Raw genomic sequence first — 19022 nt, 5'->3', positions numbered from 1 at the left:
TGCAATTAAGAAGGTAAGTTTGTTACTTTCTTTTGCTCTAGCATTTCTTTCCAATGCATTACCTCAGCAGGTAAAATGGGAGCAACACCATTAAAGCCAGCCACTTCGAGCATTTCCTCAACACTCACAACCCCTTTTTTACGTTTAAACACACCACGAACATAAGCAATTGCGTGTAGCCCACTTTTAGAGTGAAACTTCTGTTCAATATAAAAATACTTATGATCCCAACCAACCAAACGCGTGCTGATGGTATAACGCTGCATTGGTTTGATATCACGTATATAAGTAATCGCTGTTGCATTAACTATTGGAAACCAGCGCTTTTTCAATATAGGTCCTAATAAACCGACTCGCTCTGTCATCCACGTACGCGCTAAGTCCATCATAGCTAAGTAGCGAGAATTAGTGAGGTGTAAGTTTATATCACAGTCGGTAGGGAGCGCTTTATACCCGATATCAACAGTATCCAATAACGATTGGTAGTGTCGGTTACGTTTAATCTTAAAAAACAGCAATAAAAGGCGAAAATAGAGGTTCACGATAAAGGTCTTACCAGTCAAGAATAGCTCGAGTGTAACACAGTAAGTTGCATTGGAGAATAATCTACTCTAATCTCAACTATATGATGAGAAAGAGTATACATAAAAATGACTAAATTAACTTTCACGACCGCGATAGCTTGTGTAATGTTTAGCAGTTCTGTTTGGGCTGACTTTGATTACCTTGGTGAAGGTCAAGTTCGCTACCCAACGGGTGTAGAAAAGCCATTTTCATTTGGCTTTGGTTGGAATGAAGCCGAGGGTAAATTTAAGATTGGTAGTAAAAGCTATGCGATGCAGTTACCTGAGTCGTACTCTATCGCTATAACCCTATCTAAAGACGAAGAGCAAATTTGGGTTCAAGAATTTAACAATGGCTTCATCGAAACATTTAATTGGCAAATTGGTGAGCATTCACTACAACTTAAAAAGAGTAAATTTAAGGACCCGGTTAAAGGTGATTATGTAATTAGCCTTGATAATAAAGATTACTTTTTTGCGCGTAATAATATCAGCATAACCGTTAAGTTTAACAATGATGGCATTGATAGAATTGCAATTGATGGTGTAACAAAAGATATGGGCACTAAACAATAGCGCCCATAGAGAGTTAAACTTTTACTGTCTTGCGGTTAATTCCATAGTCACGCAACTTATTTGCAACAGCAGTGTGGCTCAAGCCTAAGCGTTTTGCGAGTTGACGTGAACTTGGGTAAGCCGGATAAAGTTTACGCAGCAGCGTCGCCTCAAATCGTTTAACAGCTTGATCAAGTGATCCTTCGAAATCCGATTCCAAATATCCTAAATCGTGGGTAAATGTAGGTAATTGCAAATGCTCAACTCTGAGTTCATTATCATCTAAAAGTGATACGGCTCTATAAATAGCATTTTCAAGTTGACGTACATTTCCAGGCCACGGGTAATCTTGTAAAAACGTTAAACATTCTGCCGATAACTCAGGTATTGCGTGGCCATTTTGCTGCGCATACTTTTGTATAAAGTGTTCAGCTAGTGGGCCAACATCGGCTTTTCTATCGCGCAGTGGAGCTATTTCAAGAGTTAATACGTTAATCCGGTAATATAAGTCTTCCCTAAAGGCACCTTCTTGTACCATTGCAGGCAAATCTTTTTGCGTCGCAGCAATGATGCGCACATTTACTTTTACTTCGTTCTCATCACCTACTTTTCTAAACGTACCGTCTTGTAAAAATCGTAACAGTTTAGTCTGCAACTGAGTCGACATTTCCCCAACTTCATCTAAAAACACAGTGCCGCCGTCTGCCTGCTCTAATACTCCACGTTTAGGAGCGGCATTTTCTTCATAGCCTGCATACCCAAAGAGCTCTGACTCTGCAACATCATCAGGCAAAGACGCACACGACAATGCAATAAACGGTTTTACTGAACGGTTTGAAGCGTAATGACATGCACGGGCTAACAACTCTTTACCTGTGCCCGTTTCACCTGTGATTAATATAGGAGCTTCAAGCTGCGCCATTTTGCGGGCTTCTCGCACAACTCTGCGCATTGCTGTACTAAAGTTATGGATAGTTGCAAAACTCTCTTGACCATAACGTCTAAACGCACTGACTTGCTGGCCTAAACGACTTTGAGATTTTATGTTTATTACTGCGCCTGCAAGCACATCGCCTTCAGCACCTTGCGGAACTGAAATTGGTAAGATATCGGCAATAAAATCTTCACCAGCAACTTCAACGCGCGTTGTTTGGCCAAGCACTTCTTTACTTTCTAGCCAACGAGTAAAATTAAACCCTTTAAGTAAGTTATTAATATTTGAGCCAATAACTTCTTTCTCTGTTAATTGTAAATCTTTGCATGCAGCGTCATTGCAAAGTCTAACCCAACCTTTGGCGTCAATTGAAATTATACCGTCTGGTAAGGCTCTTAAAAGCGTATTCAGCTCGTTATGTTCACGCTCAGAAGGCAAGAATGCAGTTGTTCGAACATCCATAACGCCGTCAATCAAACGAATAGAGGGCATGATTTTTTGAAATTGTTCAAATTCAATGGGCGGAAAACTTACATACATACGGCAGTTAACTGAATCAACCTCAATACCTTTTAAGTCAACTTGGTAGTTAACTAAAATATTAAGTATTTCTTGAGCAATACCAATCCGGTCTGCACAGTGTATATCTAAACGCATTTCACCCTCAAAAAGAGAAAACCAATATTCCGCGAATAATACGCGAACAAAGCGAATGAGGATAGTATATCGTAAAGATTTTTGGACGATTAATTAGCGCTGAAGCATTAGCGTCATATTACTCATAAAATAATATAAATCAGTGGTAGCTATTTTACGTAGCTACCACTGAATGATTTAGCGTTTATTGCTTAATAAAAACATGTGAAATCAGAGCGCGCTCTAATTATTAGTCTTGCGGATAGGCAGTCCACTCTCCACCATCGAGCTGAATATGAGGTCGCTCGTTGATATACATCATTATAGTGTCTTCATTCTCAGCTACTTTAGGTGCTCGTGGTAAATCGTCAAGTAGTGAACCAATTGATGTATTACCTGAAAAAACATTGGTTTTCAGTGCACGACTGATGATTTCAGATAGGGCAAAATAGCTCGTTGACTCACTGACTTCGATTAACCCCGAATGGGTTATGTTAGGACCAATAAACTTAATCGCACTAGGAACCGAAACTATCTTAGGGCTTGGTATTTCTCGTAATCCTGAAAATTGAACCTTATCACCCTCAAGGGCTGCTCCATGCTCCGGCACAAGCACTAATAAGGTATTACGCTTGGCGCCTTCAAGTTTATCAATAAACTGACTAATATCACTAAACAGTTGTTTTTGTCTTATAGGGTAGCTTTTTGGGCTACTCATGCGGTCATAACCTGCGATTTGATTACCATCATGTAAACTAATCGTATTGTAATAAAGTGCACGAGGTGTATTACTTTCTGGTTGCGAGGAAAGCCAATTAGTCAATACTTCTTGATCTGAATAGATAGGTTTGCCATCGAAGCCAAATTGAAAGGGTGAATAATTTGCAAAGTTCAATTTCGGAATGTTTATGCCACCATATGAGTTAATTAACCCTTTAAAATCATCAAAGTGACCATCGTGGTTCATGGCAACAGAGGTATCAAAACCAAGCTCGGCTAAATTCTCAAACAAGTAACACTGTTTTGGCACTGGTTCAAAAAGTTGTGGTTGACTGGTTTGCCCACAGCTTGCTCGCAATAACCGAATCGCAGCAGGACCACTGTAAGATGTGGCTGAGTTAAAATCACTAAACAATACATCAAAGTTACTAAATAGTTCGCGCGGGTCTACATCAATAGCATTTAAATCTGCAGTGGATAAAGAGCACACATTAAGGATTAATACATCGAAAGGGTTTTCTGGTAATTGCTCAGGAAATGCACTAGTTAATTGACTTTGCTCTTGATAGAAACGTGTAAGCTGTTGTTGAGGAGGAAGCGACTCACTGACATCTACCACCTCTTTAGAGGGGGCTCTGAATTGTTTTTGTGATACTTGAGGTAAAACGGCTTCTACATCAACGCTCGCTGAAGCTAACCAAAAAGCATAGCCAAACCCGACTAACGAAAGCGTGGTATAACGTAACCATTGATGAGTATATCGATAGAAAACACAAACAACAAATAGGCTTAAAAATAGCTCCAAGCTCACTACCCGTGCGCTTATTTCAATAAAGTAGTCCAAACTAAAATCTTGTACATTACCAACCTGCTTTAACAAACGCGAAATAGGCGGTAACCATGAATCATAATAAAATAATACAACAGCAAGTACTCCCGCTAAAACATGCTTACCGCGCTGTAGTAATGAATGATTAAATGATAGTGTTAAAAAGGCAAAAAACGCTAAATTCTCTATAAAATGAAATGAAATATCGCCACGGGCAAACAAAGCAATTTTAATTAAAAAATAAACATTCCAAATACCTAAACCTGTTATCTTCACATTTTATCCTTCTTTTTAATACTTGGTGCATAAGGCTTAAGTAATACATGTCTGAATGTTAACTTTCGATAAAACTTCATAAAATGCACAAAGATTACTTTTGCGATATTACTTAAAATAACGCCAACAATTAGGGCAATCAAAAAAGTAATAAAAAACTGATTTAAATTCATTTCAACGAATCCTTTAAGCTCATCAAACAAGGTGTTGCAAAAGGGCGAGTTACTTTTCTAAATTCTGGTGAATCAACTTTCTCATTTGCAGTATTAGTAGGCCGTTTATCAAATATATGGCGTGTATTATCCTGTAATTGCAGTGTGTAATCTGGCACTTGCACACCCTCATACTTATTTTTTAAGCGCCTACACTCTTGCTGAATAAAAAAGTGATCGGCGATCACAATTTTTGAATCAAAGAAATCAGCCACTTTTAGCCTAAACAAATGTTTAATCGCATTTTCAACATCGTGTTCACGACAAGCATGCAAGTATAAGTAAACTTGGTCATCAACAGTACTAAACACATCCCCTTCTCGCTTTACATGAAACAGCTGCAAAGGATGTATCGCTTCAATGCGGGGTAATAGTCGCATCACTACTAACACACCACTTACACCCATATTTGAAGCGGAGTCACTGTAATTCAATACCTGTTTTGCAAACTCATTGAGCGGTAAAAAGCCTTTTGCGAGGGAGCTTTCGGAGTATTTTAAAACCTCTTCAATATTGCTAGGCAAAGGTCTTGAGAACTGAAAACCTTGTATTGACTGAATCTGTGAAAGCAAACGTGAAGGCTCTGAAAAACTATATAGAATAAGGTTCACGCCCAAGGTTAAAAATAAACATTCATCTTGGTGTCGAATAATACCATCTACGTTCTGCACTACCAATTTTAACTTCTTACCACAGTGATTTCTTAACGAAAAGCACTGGCTAGCTAAGGTTGCTAAATCTGTGTAACGGGTTACAGCAAATACTAATGTAGCCGCTTTTACCTTATTACCGTGCTTAAAAAGTGCTTCATTATCAGCAACAGTTTTATAAAACACCGGTAATTTAGTCCCCTCTGGTACGGCTGTTTTAACTAACCATACATCATCTTCATCAAAGTTTTGATGAGGGTTTTGTTCGCTCAACTCGCTTTTATTGACCGCTTTAAACCGATTTCCATATGCCTCTAGTTGAACAGACTCCCCTGCCTTAACACCTTCATTATAACTCCAATAATCATACTCAAGGGTTCGCACAGCAGCATCATTTGAAATGTAAACAATGCCATCAAAGTGCTTATTAAGTACTTGCACATCTCTGCGAACTTGTGCAACTTCAATTCCGGTAATTATGAAAATAAATGTCAATTGGTATTTTTTTGCAAACTTTTCATAATGCTTCAGCCGTTCAGCTAATTGCGCCTGTGAATGACGCGTAAATAGGTCAGTATGAATATGAAGAACAACTGTAGAACCAATAAGCTCATCGTACACTTTCAGTTCATTAAGTAGGTGGTTAGTAAAGTTAAGCTTCTTTTTTTGTGCCAACGCATAGTCAAAAGAAAATGAGTGTACTTGGCCTTTTTCATGTAAAGCATTTAAATTAAGTGAGTAACGCGACTCATAAAACAATTCGATTTGCGATGATAAAATAAATAGGTGTGCCGATGAAGTGCTTGAGATAGCCTGTAAAGCGAACTCTATTACTTGATTATCAAGAGGGGATATAAATATATACGTTGCACTGTTTTTAAGCGTTGTAAATGAGCTTGGGAGCCCCTCTATATCGAAATTAGGCACTTCATATCCTATAATTAATACTTTTAGCTAGTTTTGTCCAACATTCTATATATAATGTTAACTAAGTCCACATCGAAACATAATTAATAGCGTTTTATTTACAAGAGATAGTCTTAATGAATGAGTTTTCAGTAAAAAAGTCAAATATCCTCACACAATATGATATTGATAATTTATTAAGCCGATTTGGTGGTAAAACTTCATCTTATATTGAAATTGTTGATGTGCAAAAGAATAACCAAATAATTGAAAAGTATCCTTTATTGAGTGATGTGTCTCGTTCTTGCGAAATGTTCGATATAAACATGAATACGAAATAGTCGCTTACCACATATGAAAAAAGTGTTTCTCAAAGGAATAAAAGGCGGTACGGGTACAACTTCTATTGTTGCTAACCTCGCCTGTGCGCTAAGAAAGTCTGATGAAGACGTCATTGCAATCGATCTCGACCCTAAAAGTGATTTGGGCCTTCATTTGGGGTTATCGTGGGAACATACTTCTGGCTGGAGTAATTACCTTTCGTTTGAAAGCGCCTTGGATGAATTTCACATAGATGATGACGGCGTTATATTCTTACCCTTTGGCACATTATCTGCCAGCACACAGCGTACACAAAAAACGATTGAATCTGCTCAGCAATTGCAAGTAAATGACAACGCTTGGCTTTTGTTTGACTGTCCTGCACACCAAGATTTACAAGATTATGACTTATCATCCCATGATATTGTTTTAGAAGTTATTAATTGTGATGCAATTTGCCACAGCCTTATTTACAGGCGTTTACTTCAATTGAATCAATCTTCGAAAAAATGGCAACATTACTTTTTAATAAATAACTATAATTCAGCCAGTGAGCTCGAATCTGATTTACTTCAAATATGGCAATCTGAAACCCCCTTGCTAGCACCTGTTCACATTAATAAAGATGAAGTAATTAAAGAGTCCACCGCTTTTAGAAATGTGGCTGTGAATTGCGCGCCTTATAGTGTTGCTTATGATGATTTTGAAACGCTTGCCAGTTGGCTAGTTACTAGAGCGGCAGATAATGATTAAGCATAGTGACAAAAAAAGCGTGGCCGAACGACTATTTGCATTGATTTTAAGTGTGTTTTTTACAAAAAAAATAGTCCGCTTTATTTTGTTTAAATTTCATAGTTATTTTAATCACCATAAAGTCAGCGCTATTGGTGCTATTTTGATGCCATTCATCTTATTATTCATTTCGTTATTCATCAAACTAGACAATAACAATAAAAAACGCATAAAAATTAAATTAAGGCACTTATACCCGCATGTGTCTGAGCCAATATCAACACCAGCAAATATAATTAGGGTGTTACTACAAAGTCTCTATTTAGCAATATTTAAGGTCTCTACTAAACATCAACCTACTGAAACAGTTATAAAAACTAGCACCAGACTATTTAGTAGAATAGTTGCACTGCTTGCCTTTGTGGACAGAAAGCTCACCCTTAAATTCAAAAGATTATGGCTGCACCTTAGAGTAGGAAGTAAAAGCAAATCATATCAACGCGTAAGAAAAGCGACTATTTGGAATAGTAAATTTTTAAAAATCGCCTTGTATTTTGTGATTGCCTTTGCAGTATTTGTATTTATTACGGTGCCCTTTAGCCTAGAAGCACAAGCCATCTACATTAGTTTGATATTAATTGTTGCCTATTCTCTAAGGCGCGTTGAAGGGCAAATTGCTACGATCACTATGATCACGCTTTCTGTTACTACCTCAACGCGTTATTTATGGTGGCGTTTCACTGATACACTTAATTGGGGAGACCCCGTAGCGCTTGCTTTAGGTATGGGACTATTACTGGCTGAAACGTACGCGTGGCTCGTACTCATTTTAGGTTTTTTCCAAACAATAAACCCACTACACCGCAAGCCAATCCCGATGGACAGTGATACATCTAAGTGGCCTACTGTGGATGTTTATATCCCAACTTATAATGAGCCTTTAAGCGTGGTAAAACCCACCGCAATTGCAGCTCAAAGCATTGACTGGCCAGCAGATAAACTAAACATTTATATTTTAGATGATGGTAAACGCCCTGAATTTGCAGAGTTAGCAAAAGAAATAGGCGTTGGTTACTTAGACAGACCAGATAACAGCCACGCCAAAGCAGGCAATATGAATCACGCAATGAAATACACCGATGGTGAGTACATTGCTATTTTTGACTGTGACCATATCCCCGCCCGTTCATTTTTACAAATGACTATGGGGCAATTTATGAATGATGAAAAAGTGTGTTTAGTACAAACGCCCCATCACTTTTTCTCCGCAGACCCATTTGAAAGAAATCTTGATAACCATCGAAAAATACCAAATGAAAACATGTTGTTTTATGGTTTGATTCAAGACGGTAATGACATGTGGGATGCCACTTTTTTTTGCGGCTCGTGCGCCGTTCTAAAACGTAAAGCACTTGACGATATTGGTGGCTTTGCAGTAGAAACTGTTACCGAAGATGCTCATACCGCTCTGCGAATGCAGCGTGAAGGTTACAAAACAGCCTATATTAACATTCCACAGGCTGCTGGACTGGCTACTGATAGTTTATCAGCGCATGTTGGTCAACGTATAAGATGGGCCAGAGGCATGGCGCAAATCTTTAGGCTTGATAACCCACTACTCGGAAAAGGCCTCAGTTTAGTTCAACGTTTATGCTACATAAATGCGATGCTTCACTTTTTATCAGGTATTCCTCGCATTGTATTTTTAACAGCCCCTCTGGCATTAATATACTTCAATGCTTATATTATTTATGCGCCTTTTATTGCTATATTTTTATACATAGTACCCACTTTAATGCAAGTCAAAATAACCAACTCCAGAGTTCAAGGAAAATACAGGTACTCCTTTTGGGGAGAAGTTTATGAGTCTGTTTTAGCCTGGTATATATTAAAACCGACCACAGTGGCGTTAATAAACCCTAATAAAGGAAAGTTTAATGTGACTGAAAAAGGCGGCTTAAACGATACCGCCCGTTATGACTGGCTGATATCCAAGCCCTATATCGTGCTATTATTAATTAATGTAGTTGGCATGTGTTACGCTGTTTTTCGCTTACTTTTTGGTGATGTATCACAAATAGGCGTATTACTTATTAGCATGATTTGGGTTAGCTACAACATCATAATTTTAGGGGCGGCAGTTGCAGTTGCTGCAGAAGCAAAACAAGTACGTAGTTCTCATCGAATAAAAGCTAATTTTCCTGCTGCTATCAGATTAGAGAATGGCCGTACAATTAAGGTTAAAATTACAGATTACTCTGACAGTGGTGTGGGCATTGAAACCATCAGTGAGCACCCTTGCCGTGAAAATGATAAAGTTGAGTTGTTAATGAGTCGCGGCAAAAAACAATTTTCATTTCCAACTTATATTTGCAACACCCGAAAAAACCAAATTGGCTTAACCTTGCGAGACCTTGATTTAGCTAAACAAAAAGCATTTATCCAATGTACTTTCTCAAGAGCTGATGCATGGATAGATTGGCAAGAAAACTTTAAACACGATAGACCCTCTTACAGCTTTAAACATGTTTTTATTACCAGCTTACGAGGTTTTACCAATTTGATTTATCATGCGCCAAGTCAATTTAAACCATTTATAATTTTAATGGCAAACATAATTAACTTTGTAGTGTCGTTATTACCGAAAAAACCAATAAAGTATTATAACCAATATGACTAAATATATATTTAAACCTGTTTTTCTAATATTAGCATTGTGCAGTTCTTTGTTTGCAGCCGCATCAGAGCCTCTTGCAGATAAAAGTATTTTTGATGCGGGATACCCAGAGCAAGCACCAACGCAAAGCTTGACGCTCAGCTTTAAACGTTTGGGGGTTAATAAATACAAACTAGACGGTATAAACAACACAACAGCTGTTGATTTTACAAACCGATTAGACAAAATTGGTAAAAAGCTAACGCTTAATTTTTCATATAGCCATTCTCCAGCATTAATAAGCCGAGTTTCGCATTTAAAAATTTATTTTAACGATAACCTGATCACGGTTATGCCAATTAATGACCACAATAAAAAAATAGAATCATTGGCCACTCATAGCCTTGAACTCAACCCTAAATTCATCAAAGACTTCAACCAAGTTCGCTTTGAGTTGGTTGGCTATTATGACTTAATTTGCCAAGATGATTTCAGTAAGACAATTTGGACAGAGCTCAGCCAAAACAGCTCTATCACTATAGACCAACAAGCACTTGCCCTAGAGAGCTTACTTGAGTATCTTCCAGCTCCATTTTTTGATGAGCGAGATTACACACAACTCACGCTGCCATTCATTTTTACATCTAAAACAGACAAAAACACATTAGAAGCAGCTGCAACATTATCAAGCTGGTTTGCATCCCTCGCTGATTGGCGCAAAGCAAGCTTTCCTGTCGAATTTAATAAAACACCAACTCAGCACAGCGTTGTCTTTGCAACAAATGATAATAAACCTGATTTTTTACTCGACTACCCTGATGTAACTAAGCCAACCATTGAGATTATTTCAAGCCCAGTTAATCGATATGCAAAAGTGCTGCTCATTTTAGGAAAAGACACCAGTCAATTAAAAGAGGCCGCTCTAGGTTTAGCATTCGGTCATAAAGTCATGACAGGGCGCACCGCAAGCGTAAATAGCATTAATCATTTACCGTTAAGAAAAGCCTACGACGCACCTCGATGGGTACGCTCTGATAGAGCCGTTGCGTTTGAAGAGTTTGTTGAATACCCAAACCAGTTGCAATCTCAAGGTGTACAAGGGCGTCCTGTAAATCTAGACGTTCGTTTTGCTCCTGATTTATTTACATGGCGTAAAGAAGGCATACCTATTGACTTACATTACCGTAATGCCCCTGCAGATGATGCATTACTTTCACGTTTAAATATGCTTATCAATGGTAAGTTTATTAACGGTTTCGTATTAGCTACTGACAGTTCAGAAATGGTCGAATCGAATAGCTTTATGCCATTGCTAAGTGATAACAACATGGTTCACGCGCAACGTGATTTTGAATTAACAGGGTTAGATCTGAGTAAAAAGAACCAACTAACATATGACTTTAAATTTGGTGTTGTTAAAGCCGGAAAATGTAGCGCCGTGCCCGCAGGTGGTGAATATGGGGTTATTGATGGCAGCTCTAGTATAGACGTGAGTGATTTTCACCATTACATTGCTTTGCCTAACCTAAACGTATTTGCAAACAGTGGTTTTCCATTTACCAAGTACGCAGACTTGCATCAAACAACCCTTATCATTGAGCCAAATAGTTCAGCTCAAGCAATTGAGTTATTGCTTAACTTTACCGGCCACTTAGGTCAAATTACAGGTTATCCTGCGCACCGCTTAAACATCGCATTTCCAACAAGTGAGCTGGATTTAGCAGATAAAGATATCCTTATTATTGGTAAACCTGACGCGCTTAATTCTGAATTGCCAAAAGACACTGCTATAAGTGTGCTATTAAAAAATAATCAGCGTATTGTTAATCAAGCAATTTATAACGGTGCTTATCATGATAATAAACCTGAAAAAATTAATGTAAGTATTAACAGCACTGGTAAGCTTGGTATTATCGCGGGGTATCAATCACCGTTTAATTCAGATCGCTCTGTCGTATCAATGATTGCAACGACAGATAGTGCTTATAAACTGCTAAGTAACTCTTTGATTAACGACAGCACTACGGCGCAAATCAAAGGCAGTGCAACAGTAATTAGTAACAAAGGGATTAAAACAATAAGTACTGACGACCTTTATTATATTGGTCAAATACCTATTCATACACTAATTTGGTTCCACTTCTCTGATCATCCATTTGTTTTGGCCTTTTTATCTATATTAATATTGTTGCTTATCTCATTTTTACTTTGGCGCTTGCTCGGCGTATTAACTCAAAAACGTTTATCTGAAGGAGACGAATAATGAAAAATACGTACATTAAGATTTATTCATTATTGGCTTTTTTATTGTTATCAACACCTAGTATTGCGCAAACAATGTGTGAACCTTGGACACAATGGGAAACGTTTAAAAATCATTTTATTACTGCAGAAGGCCGTGTAATTGACTTAGGCAGTAAACAGTCTATTACAACCTCAGAAGGACAGTCATACGCGTTATTTTTTGCATTAATTGCCAATGACCGCGCGACGTTTGATAAATTACTTGAATGGACAGAGGTCAATCTTGCTGAAGGTGACTTAAGTACTCGCCTTCCTGCATGGCAGTGGGGCATCGATGAGCGTGGCAAAGAATCAATTTTAGACTCAAACCCGGCATCTGACTCAGATCTATGGATTGCGTACACACTCTCTCAAGCAGCAATGCTATGGCAAGATAGACGTTACAGTGTGTTATCGGCTGTGATGGCGAAACGTATTATGCGTGAAGAAACCGCATATATTCCAAACTTAGGGTTATCTTTGCTACCCGCACCGAGTGGATTTGAACATCAAAATCAACAATACAAACTTAACCCGAGCTACGCCCCTTTGTTTATCCTTCGCCAATTGAGCCAGTTATACCCGCACTCCCCTTGGCAAAAATTGCATGATAATTCAGCTAAAATGATTATAGAAACAAGCCAAAAAGGCGTAAGTCCTGACTGGGTTATGTATCAGCCAAGTAAAGGGTTTTATTACGATAAAACAACACCTGACTTAGGCAGCTATAACGCCATCCGTGTTTACTTATGGGCTAGTATGATGGCTGAAAATGCGCCTTATAGAGACGAATTAATAGAACAATTTAAACCAATGTCTGACCATGTTGTTAGGTTATCGGGATCTCCATTAAATACTTTTGCAAATACAGGCAAAGTACAAAAGTATGGTCCCCGTGGGTTTGATGCAGCATTATTGCCGCTACTAGCCGCATATAATGAAGATGAAACGATGACTGCATTACAACAAAAATTGATGATCGATACCTCATTTACAACAAATCGTTACTACGACAGTGTTTTATATTTATTTGGCACAAGTACCATAAGCAAGCAATTTACTATCGATGAAATGGGGAAATTGATACCTCATTGGAGCACTGAATGTCGCTAAAAGGATTGCTAGGTGTTTCACTGTTAAGTAGCTTTTATTTCGCATCATCGCCCGTACTTGCGCAGTCACCTAAAGATTTAGATACGCAATCGGTTAATTGGCTAGTGAGTCAAATTGAGTTAGGTGAAATTCAACAAAACACGCTACTCATGACCGATAGCTTAGACAAATTAATGAGCGTTGCTCCGGGCAATATATTGGCAAAGTGTGCTCAAGCGCGTGTTTATTTAGCACTAAATGAGCCTAGCAAAGCACAAATAGTTATGGACCAGTTTACTGCACTAGACAATACTCAATATTGTGTTAAGCAGTTGCGGGTGTTTATTAAAGTGAGCACCGAAGACAAACAGCAAATTCAAAAAGCTCGCTTACTAGCTAAAGCGGGGCAATACCCACAAGCCGTAAAAATATACGATAAATTATTTTCTCCTATCTATCCAAACTCTGAGTTTGAATACGAGCACATTAGTTGGCTCGCAGTAGATTCAAACAATTGGCAACAAGCACTAAAAGGGTTTCAATCTCTTCGAAAACGCTACCCAGATATAGGCCGTTACGATATTGCTTATGCAAGGCATTTATTAAAGCGAGATCCGCAAAATAAAGAAGCATTTAATATATATACTCACTATGCACACAGTAACCAATACAGTGTTGCTGCAGAGTTTGCTTGGCTTGATGCATTACGGAACCTGCCAATAAATAAAACTACTGAACTCGCCTATCGTGATTATCTGAGTCACTACCCGACGAGTAGTAAAGGTAAATTACAGTTTTCTGACTTTAAAACTGATTTAAAAAACGAATTAATAAAGCAAGCAGATCCGGCTTATAAGCTTTGGGTGAAAGGTGCAAGTGCACTTGAAAAAAAGCAATATGTGAAAGCTGAAAATTTACTGCTTCGCGCTTACAAAGGTCGACCTAATGACCATGAAGTATTAAATAGCTTAGGCCTACTTAACTTGCGCCAAGGCAGAAATGAAAAAGCTTATAAATATTTCAAAGAAGCGCAACGAAGTACGCTTGAAGTTGATCTTGTCTCCGTATATCGAAACTTAGCTAAAACGGCCAAGTTTTGGCAGTACATTGAACAAACTCAACTCGCTATAGCTGCACAACAATTTAAACGTGCCCAGCTAAAGCTAAACTTGGCAGATACCTTAGCTGAGAGTCCTGATACCGTTAATTATTACAGAGCTGAAGTATTTAAAGCACAAGGCAACTACCAGCAAGCGATGAATTATTACAACAAAGTGTTAGCTAATGACCCAATAAATAGCTCATCATTGCGTGGTATGTTAGAAATATTAAGTGTAGATAATAATTTTGATAGAATTAATCAGTTTTATTACCAACTTTCTCGCGAGCAACAGCAAGCAATAATAGAAGATTATACGGTATTACAAAGCCAACAATTACGTCAAAGAGCAACTTCGTTAGTTGAACAAGGCCAACTAGACGATGCTGTTGAATTACTTTTGGTAGCAATTAAGCAAACCCCTAGAGAAAGCTGGTTATACTATGATTTAGCAAATGTATACCAACAGCAAGGTTTAAACACCCACGCCAGAGCACTGTATAATAGAACCTTATGGCAATTTCCCCTTGATGCAGAATTGCGATACAGCCATGCTATATTTCTTAGCTCCCTTAATGATTATCAAGGTGCGTTAGATACGCTTCAATACATTCCCAACAACGCTCGTACAAATGATATTGAACAATTTGCTCAACAGCTATCTGTGAATGCAAAACTCGATAAACTTGAAAATAATAACCCTGTGGATAGAACAACTATCATTTACAACCTCACAGAGTTAGGTGCCCAGCCGCTAACTCCACTAATGCAAGCTGAACTTGCCGTTCAGTGGCAACAAATTAACGAGTTACAGTATGCCACTAGGCAACTAAAAATCGCTTTAGAGCGTGATAGTACGTTAAGTCCTTATTGGCATATGACCTATGGGCAGTGGCTTTTAGATAGTGGCAACGACCAACAAGTAAAACACTGGTTTGCCAATTATCAATTACCTCAACAAGCTACAACCGATGAGCAGGCGCGCTGGTTATCGTTGCAAGTTGCACATATAAATAAGCTTAACCAACCGCAACAGCGTCTTGATAAACTGAATAAACTTGCCGAAAGGTCGTCAAATAGCCCAGAAGTTATTGAAGCAATTATTGCAACAAATATAGAACTAAATCGACCTAAAACAGCCATAGATTTATATCTACAACAGCAACAAAGTGGAAACGCTTTATCGTCTGACACTCAGCTGGCGGTGGCGCAAATTAGTCGAGAACAAGGCGATTATGCATTATCTGATAATATCATTGCCTCACTAATCGAAAATGTTCAACCAGATCAGTTGTACCAACAGCAGCTTTTAATGACTGCATTGGTAGATTTAAATGATGACACCAATGCAATTAATTTAGCAAAAAGCTTGTTAGTTAAATCTGATTATAATCAAGAAATGTATTATCAAGCAGCCCAAGTTGCGCAAAGTAAAGAACAGCCTTTTTATGCTGAAACTTGGTATAAAGAAGCCATTGAGCCACACAGCAGCATAAAGGCAACCAATGACCCAACTCTTAATTATAAGCTATACAGATTAGACGACGAGGCACCGTGGTATATAAACAATGCTAAACGTGAATTAGCCTCTATGGTAGAAAAAAATCAAGCTTATATTACAGCAGGTATTAACTTTAGCAGTCAAACAAGTACTCAGAATCAATCGACTCTTGGCGCAGGTTCAATTCCAATCGAAGCGGGCTTTCCTTTGTGGGATGGCTTGGCAATAATCAAGCTCGACCCTGTGACAATAGCTGGCCAAGAAACACGTTTTGACGAAACATTTTCAGGCAGTCGTTATGGACAAGGTGCGTTGTGTATTCTGGACTGCCCATTAACGAGTATTGAGCCAAAACAGGAAGGCATCGATATTGGTTTAGCCTGGAAAAATGACACTTGGCGATTTGACATCGGTACTACCCCTATTGGATTTTTAGTTGAAGATATTGTTTGGGGTGTCGATTACAGTAACAGTTTTGGCGACTTTGGCTACAGTGTGACATTGAATAAACGCCCTGTTACAAGCTCCGTTCTATCCTATGGTGGACTTGAAGATGTATTTACCAACCAAGTTTGGGGTGGAGTAAGAGCAACAAGCTTACGCTTTAATGTATCACACGACCTCGGCCTTGAATGGGGATTTTGGGGCTCTACTGATTTTCAGTTATTACAAGGCAAAAATGTAAAAGATAATCAGCAGTACAGTATCATGGGCGGCGCATATAACCGTTATATACAAAAAAAGGATCTTGAATTAACCGTTGGCGCAAGCCTACTTCATTGGTCATTCAAACATAATTTAAGTGAAGAAACATATGGCCATGGCGGCTATTATAGCCCGCAAAGTTATATAGGCGCGTCTATTCCAGTTACCTTTGATCATCGCTTAAGTAACGATTTTATCTATAGATTACGTGCTGGATTATCTTGGTCAACAACCAAAAATGATGGCAATCAGTTTTTCCCAAATGACCCCATATTACAATCTCAAGCCATTCAGCGAGAGTCAATTACGGGTGTAAGTCCATTCTTTGAAGGTGACAAAAGTACTGGTATTTCATATAGTTTAGGTGGCAGCTTCGAGTATCGATTTACACCACACTGGTTCTTCGGCGGCTTTTTTAACCTAGACCGCGCTGATTTTTACGAACCTAATTTTGGCCAGCTTTATTTCAGATATTACTTTAAACCGGTTTACACTGAAATGACTTTCCCAGGAACTCCAGTTGTACCTTATGCTAGCTATTAACGCTTGGTGCTGAGGTACAACCAGTACTAACTATCGCAATCACTTCCCCTGACCATAAGGTCTATGTATACTTACCCGCAATTGTAGCTAGGATAAGGGTGTGACTCTTACCACTAAGTTATCGCTTAGTTAGCAAACCATTACCTTAGCTGCATTAGAAAACATTCATGGCCGCCCGTTCAAAAAGTGCTTAAGCACGAACGAATAAAGCAATAAATATAAGGCCGCAATAATAATATAAGTTAGGAAGTAAATATGAGTTCATCTTCAACTGGAGGCTTTTTTGGCCATCCAAAAGGACTTTCAACACTGTTCTTCACTGAAATGTGGGAGCGAATGAGTTACTACGGCATGCGTGCCTTATTAGTACTTTTCATGACCGCTAGCTTGCAAGAAGAAGGACTAGGTTTTACTGTCGCCTCTGCAGCAGCAATATATGGTTTGTACACGGGTGCAGTATACTTTTTAGGTTTACCCGGTGGTTGGCTAGCTGACCGCTTATTTGGTGGCCAAAAAGCTGTATGGTATGGCGGTATTATAATCATGATCGGCCATATTATTTTGGCTATTCCGCATGAATATTCATTTTTCATTGGTCTCGTTTTTGTCGCTACGGGTACGGGTCTACTAAAACCAAACATCAGTGCTATGGTCGGATTGCTTTACAGCAGTGAAGATGAGCGCCGTGACAGTGGTTATGCAATTTACTACATGGGCATCAATTTAGGCTCAATCATCGGTTATTATGTGTGTGGTTACTTCATGGAAAATGTAGGCTGGCACTGGGCTTTTGGTGCTGCTGCTGTGGGTATGGGTATTGGTCTTATTCAATATCATTTAACGACCAAACACCTGCCGAGTAACAGTGCTCAGCCAGCTAACCCGCTAAGTGCAAGAGGTATTACACGTGCTTGGTTTGGTATCGCTACTTTTATAATCGTTGTTGCATCAATCGTTGCAGCTGCAATGACTGGCCACCTAATCATTGATCCTGTTGTTATAGCTGGCTACGTTGCAATCGCATTCACACTTATTTTCTTCGCTTACTTCGGTATCATTTACTTCAAGGGTCAACTAGACGAAGCTGAGAAGCGTCGTATGTGGGCACTCTTTTTAGTGTGTGTTGCCTCAGCGTGTTTTTGGTCGGGCTTTGAACAAGCTGGCTCATCGCTAAACTTATTTGCACGTGATTACACTGACCGTTTAATTGGTTCTTTTGAAATCCCAACCGCATGGTTCCAGTCACTAAACGCTATTTTTATTATTGTTCTGTCACCGTTTTTTGCGGCGCTATGGATTAATTTATCTAAAAAAATGATCTCTCCTTCTTACAGCGTAAAATGCGCGGTTGGCTTAATCATCATGGCTTCAGGTTTCTTAGTGATGTTTATGGCTGCTCATTACGCTGCAGAAGGTTTAAAAGTAGCGCCATACTGGCTAGTTACAACCTACTTTTTGCATACAGTTGGTGAGCTTTGCTTAAGCCCTGTAGCACTAAGTGCTGTAAGCCGTTTGTCACCAAAGCGTTTCTCTGGCCAAATGATGGGGGTGTTTGTATTAACTTACTCTATCGGTAACATCATCGCTGGATTGCTTGCAGGTGGTTTTGATCCAAATAACATGGAAGAAATTCCTTACCTTTACTTACAAATTGCACTATTTAGCATAGGCGTAGGTATTATATTAGTGCTTATGAGCTTTAAGGCTAAAATCTGGGAAAAACAAGGGCTAACTGAAAACAACGTTTGAAAATAAAGCTTCAGTTTTTATAAATTGATACCCTCGTATCAACTTTAGTTCCCAAGTAGG

12 protein-coding genes are annotated in these 19022 nt (G+C 38.7%); 8 read left to right on the top strand and 4 right to left on the bottom strand.

The features are described 5' to 3' along the window. Positions 1–5: 5 nt before the first annotated feature. Entirely contained in the window at positions 6–542 is a 537-nt protein-coding gene (locus tag ACHUE3_RS08920; protein ID WP_394192139.1) for a thioesterase family protein, read from the bottom strand. Between the two features lie 108 nt (positions 543–650). Between ACHUE3_RS08920 and ACHUE3_RS08915 the strand changes: the two genes are divergently transcribed. Then, positions 651–1139 (top strand): hypothetical protein, encoded by a 489-nt coding sequence (locus ACHUE3_RS08915; RefSeq protein ID WP_099294556.1) that lies wholly within the window; start codon positions 651–653, stop codon positions 1137–1139. A 13-nt stretch (positions 1140–1152) separates the two neighbouring features. Here ACHUE3_RS08915 and tyrR read toward each other — a convergent pair whose 3' ends face one another. The 3 genes from tyrR to bcsE all read right to left on the bottom strand — a co-directional run bounded on the left by tyrR (position 1153) and on the right by bcsE (position 6302). After that, positions 1153–2709, bottom strand: coding sequence for a transcriptional regulator TyrR (gene tyrR, locus ACHUE3_RS08910; RefSeq protein ID WP_394192138.1), 1557 nt, complete (start codon positions 2707–2709; stop codon positions 1153–1155). A gap of 229 nt (positions 2710–2938) precedes the next feature. Next, positions 2939–4513 carry a cellulose biosynthesis protein BcsG gene (gene bcsG / locus ACHUE3_RS08905; protein WP_394192137.1) on the bottom strand — a complete coding sequence of 525 codons (1575 nt, stop codon included), beginning with the start codon at positions 4511–4513 and terminating at the stop codon, positions 2939–2941. Between the two features lie 169 nt (positions 4514–4682). Continuing rightward, the gene (gene bcsE, locus ACHUE3_RS08900) at positions 4683–6302 is read right to left on the bottom strand and encodes a cellulose biosynthesis protein BcsE (protein WP_394192136.1); all 1620 of its coding nucleotides are present in this window, start codon (positions 6300–6302) and stop codon (positions 4683–4685) included. Between the two features lie 116 nt (positions 6303–6418). On the opposite strand from bcsE, the gene bcsR reads away from it, so the two are divergent. The 7 genes from bcsR to ACHUE3_RS08865 all read left to right on the top strand — a co-directional run bounded on the left by bcsR (position 6419) and on the right by ACHUE3_RS08865 (position 18962). Further along, the gene (bcsR, locus tag ACHUE3_RS08895; RefSeq protein WP_394192135.1) at positions 6419–6622 is read left to right on the top strand and encodes a BcsR/BcsP family cellulose biosynthesis protein; all 204 of its coding nucleotides are present in this window, start codon (positions 6419–6421) and stop codon (positions 6620–6622) included. A gap of 13 nt (positions 6623–6635) precedes the next feature. Beyond that, the gene (gene bcsQ / locus ACHUE3_RS08890; protein WP_394192134.1) at positions 6636–7355 is read left to right on the top strand and encodes a cellulose biosynthesis protein BcsQ; all 720 of its coding nucleotides are present in this window, start codon (positions 6636–6638) and stop codon (positions 7353–7355) included. Beyond that, positions 7348–10014: a UDP-forming cellulose synthase catalytic subunit gene (bcsA, locus tag ACHUE3_RS08885; protein ID WP_394192133.1), complete on the top strand. Its 2667-nt coding sequence runs from the start codon at positions 7348–7350 to the stop codon at positions 10012–10014. The genes bcsQ and bcsA overlap by 8 nt, the downstream gene beginning before the upstream one ends. Further along, positions 10007–12253 carry a cellulose biosynthesis cyclic di-GMP-binding regulatory protein BcsB gene (bcsB, locus tag ACHUE3_RS08880; RefSeq protein WP_394192132.1) on the top strand — a complete coding sequence of 749 codons (2247 nt, stop codon included), beginning with the start codon at positions 10007–10009 and terminating at the stop codon, positions 12251–12253. Before bcsA ends, bcsB begins: the two co-directional genes overlap by 8 nt. Continuing rightward, positions 12253–13386, top strand: a complete 1134-nt coding sequence (gene bcsZ / locus ACHUE3_RS08875) for a cellulose synthase complex periplasmic endoglucanase BcsZ (RefSeq protein WP_394192131.1) — start codon at positions 12253–12255, stop codon at positions 13384–13386. Before bcsB ends, bcsZ begins: the two co-directional genes overlap by 1 nt. Continuing rightward, positions 13377–17213, top strand: a complete 3837-nt coding sequence (locus ACHUE3_RS08870; RefSeq protein WP_394192130.1) for a cellulose synthase subunit BcsC-related outer membrane protein — start codon at positions 13377–13379, stop codon at positions 17211–17213. Before bcsZ ends, ACHUE3_RS08870 begins: the two co-directional genes overlap by 10 nt. A gap of 255 nt (positions 17214–17468) precedes the next feature. Next, a complete protein-coding gene (locus ACHUE3_RS08865; protein ID WP_394192129.1) occupies positions 17469–18962 on the top strand; it encodes a peptide MFS transporter in 1494 nt (497 codons plus the stop codon). Positions 18963–19022 lie beyond the last annotated feature (60 nt).

Origin of the sequence: Pseudoalteromonas atlantica (assembly GCF_043641955.1) — a bacterium.
Lineage (GTDB): Bacteria > Pseudomonadota > Gammaproteobacteria > Enterobacterales > Alteromonadaceae > Pseudoalteromonas > Pseudoalteromonas atlantica_A.
This window is presented reverse-complemented; position numbering and strand designations above follow the sequence as displayed.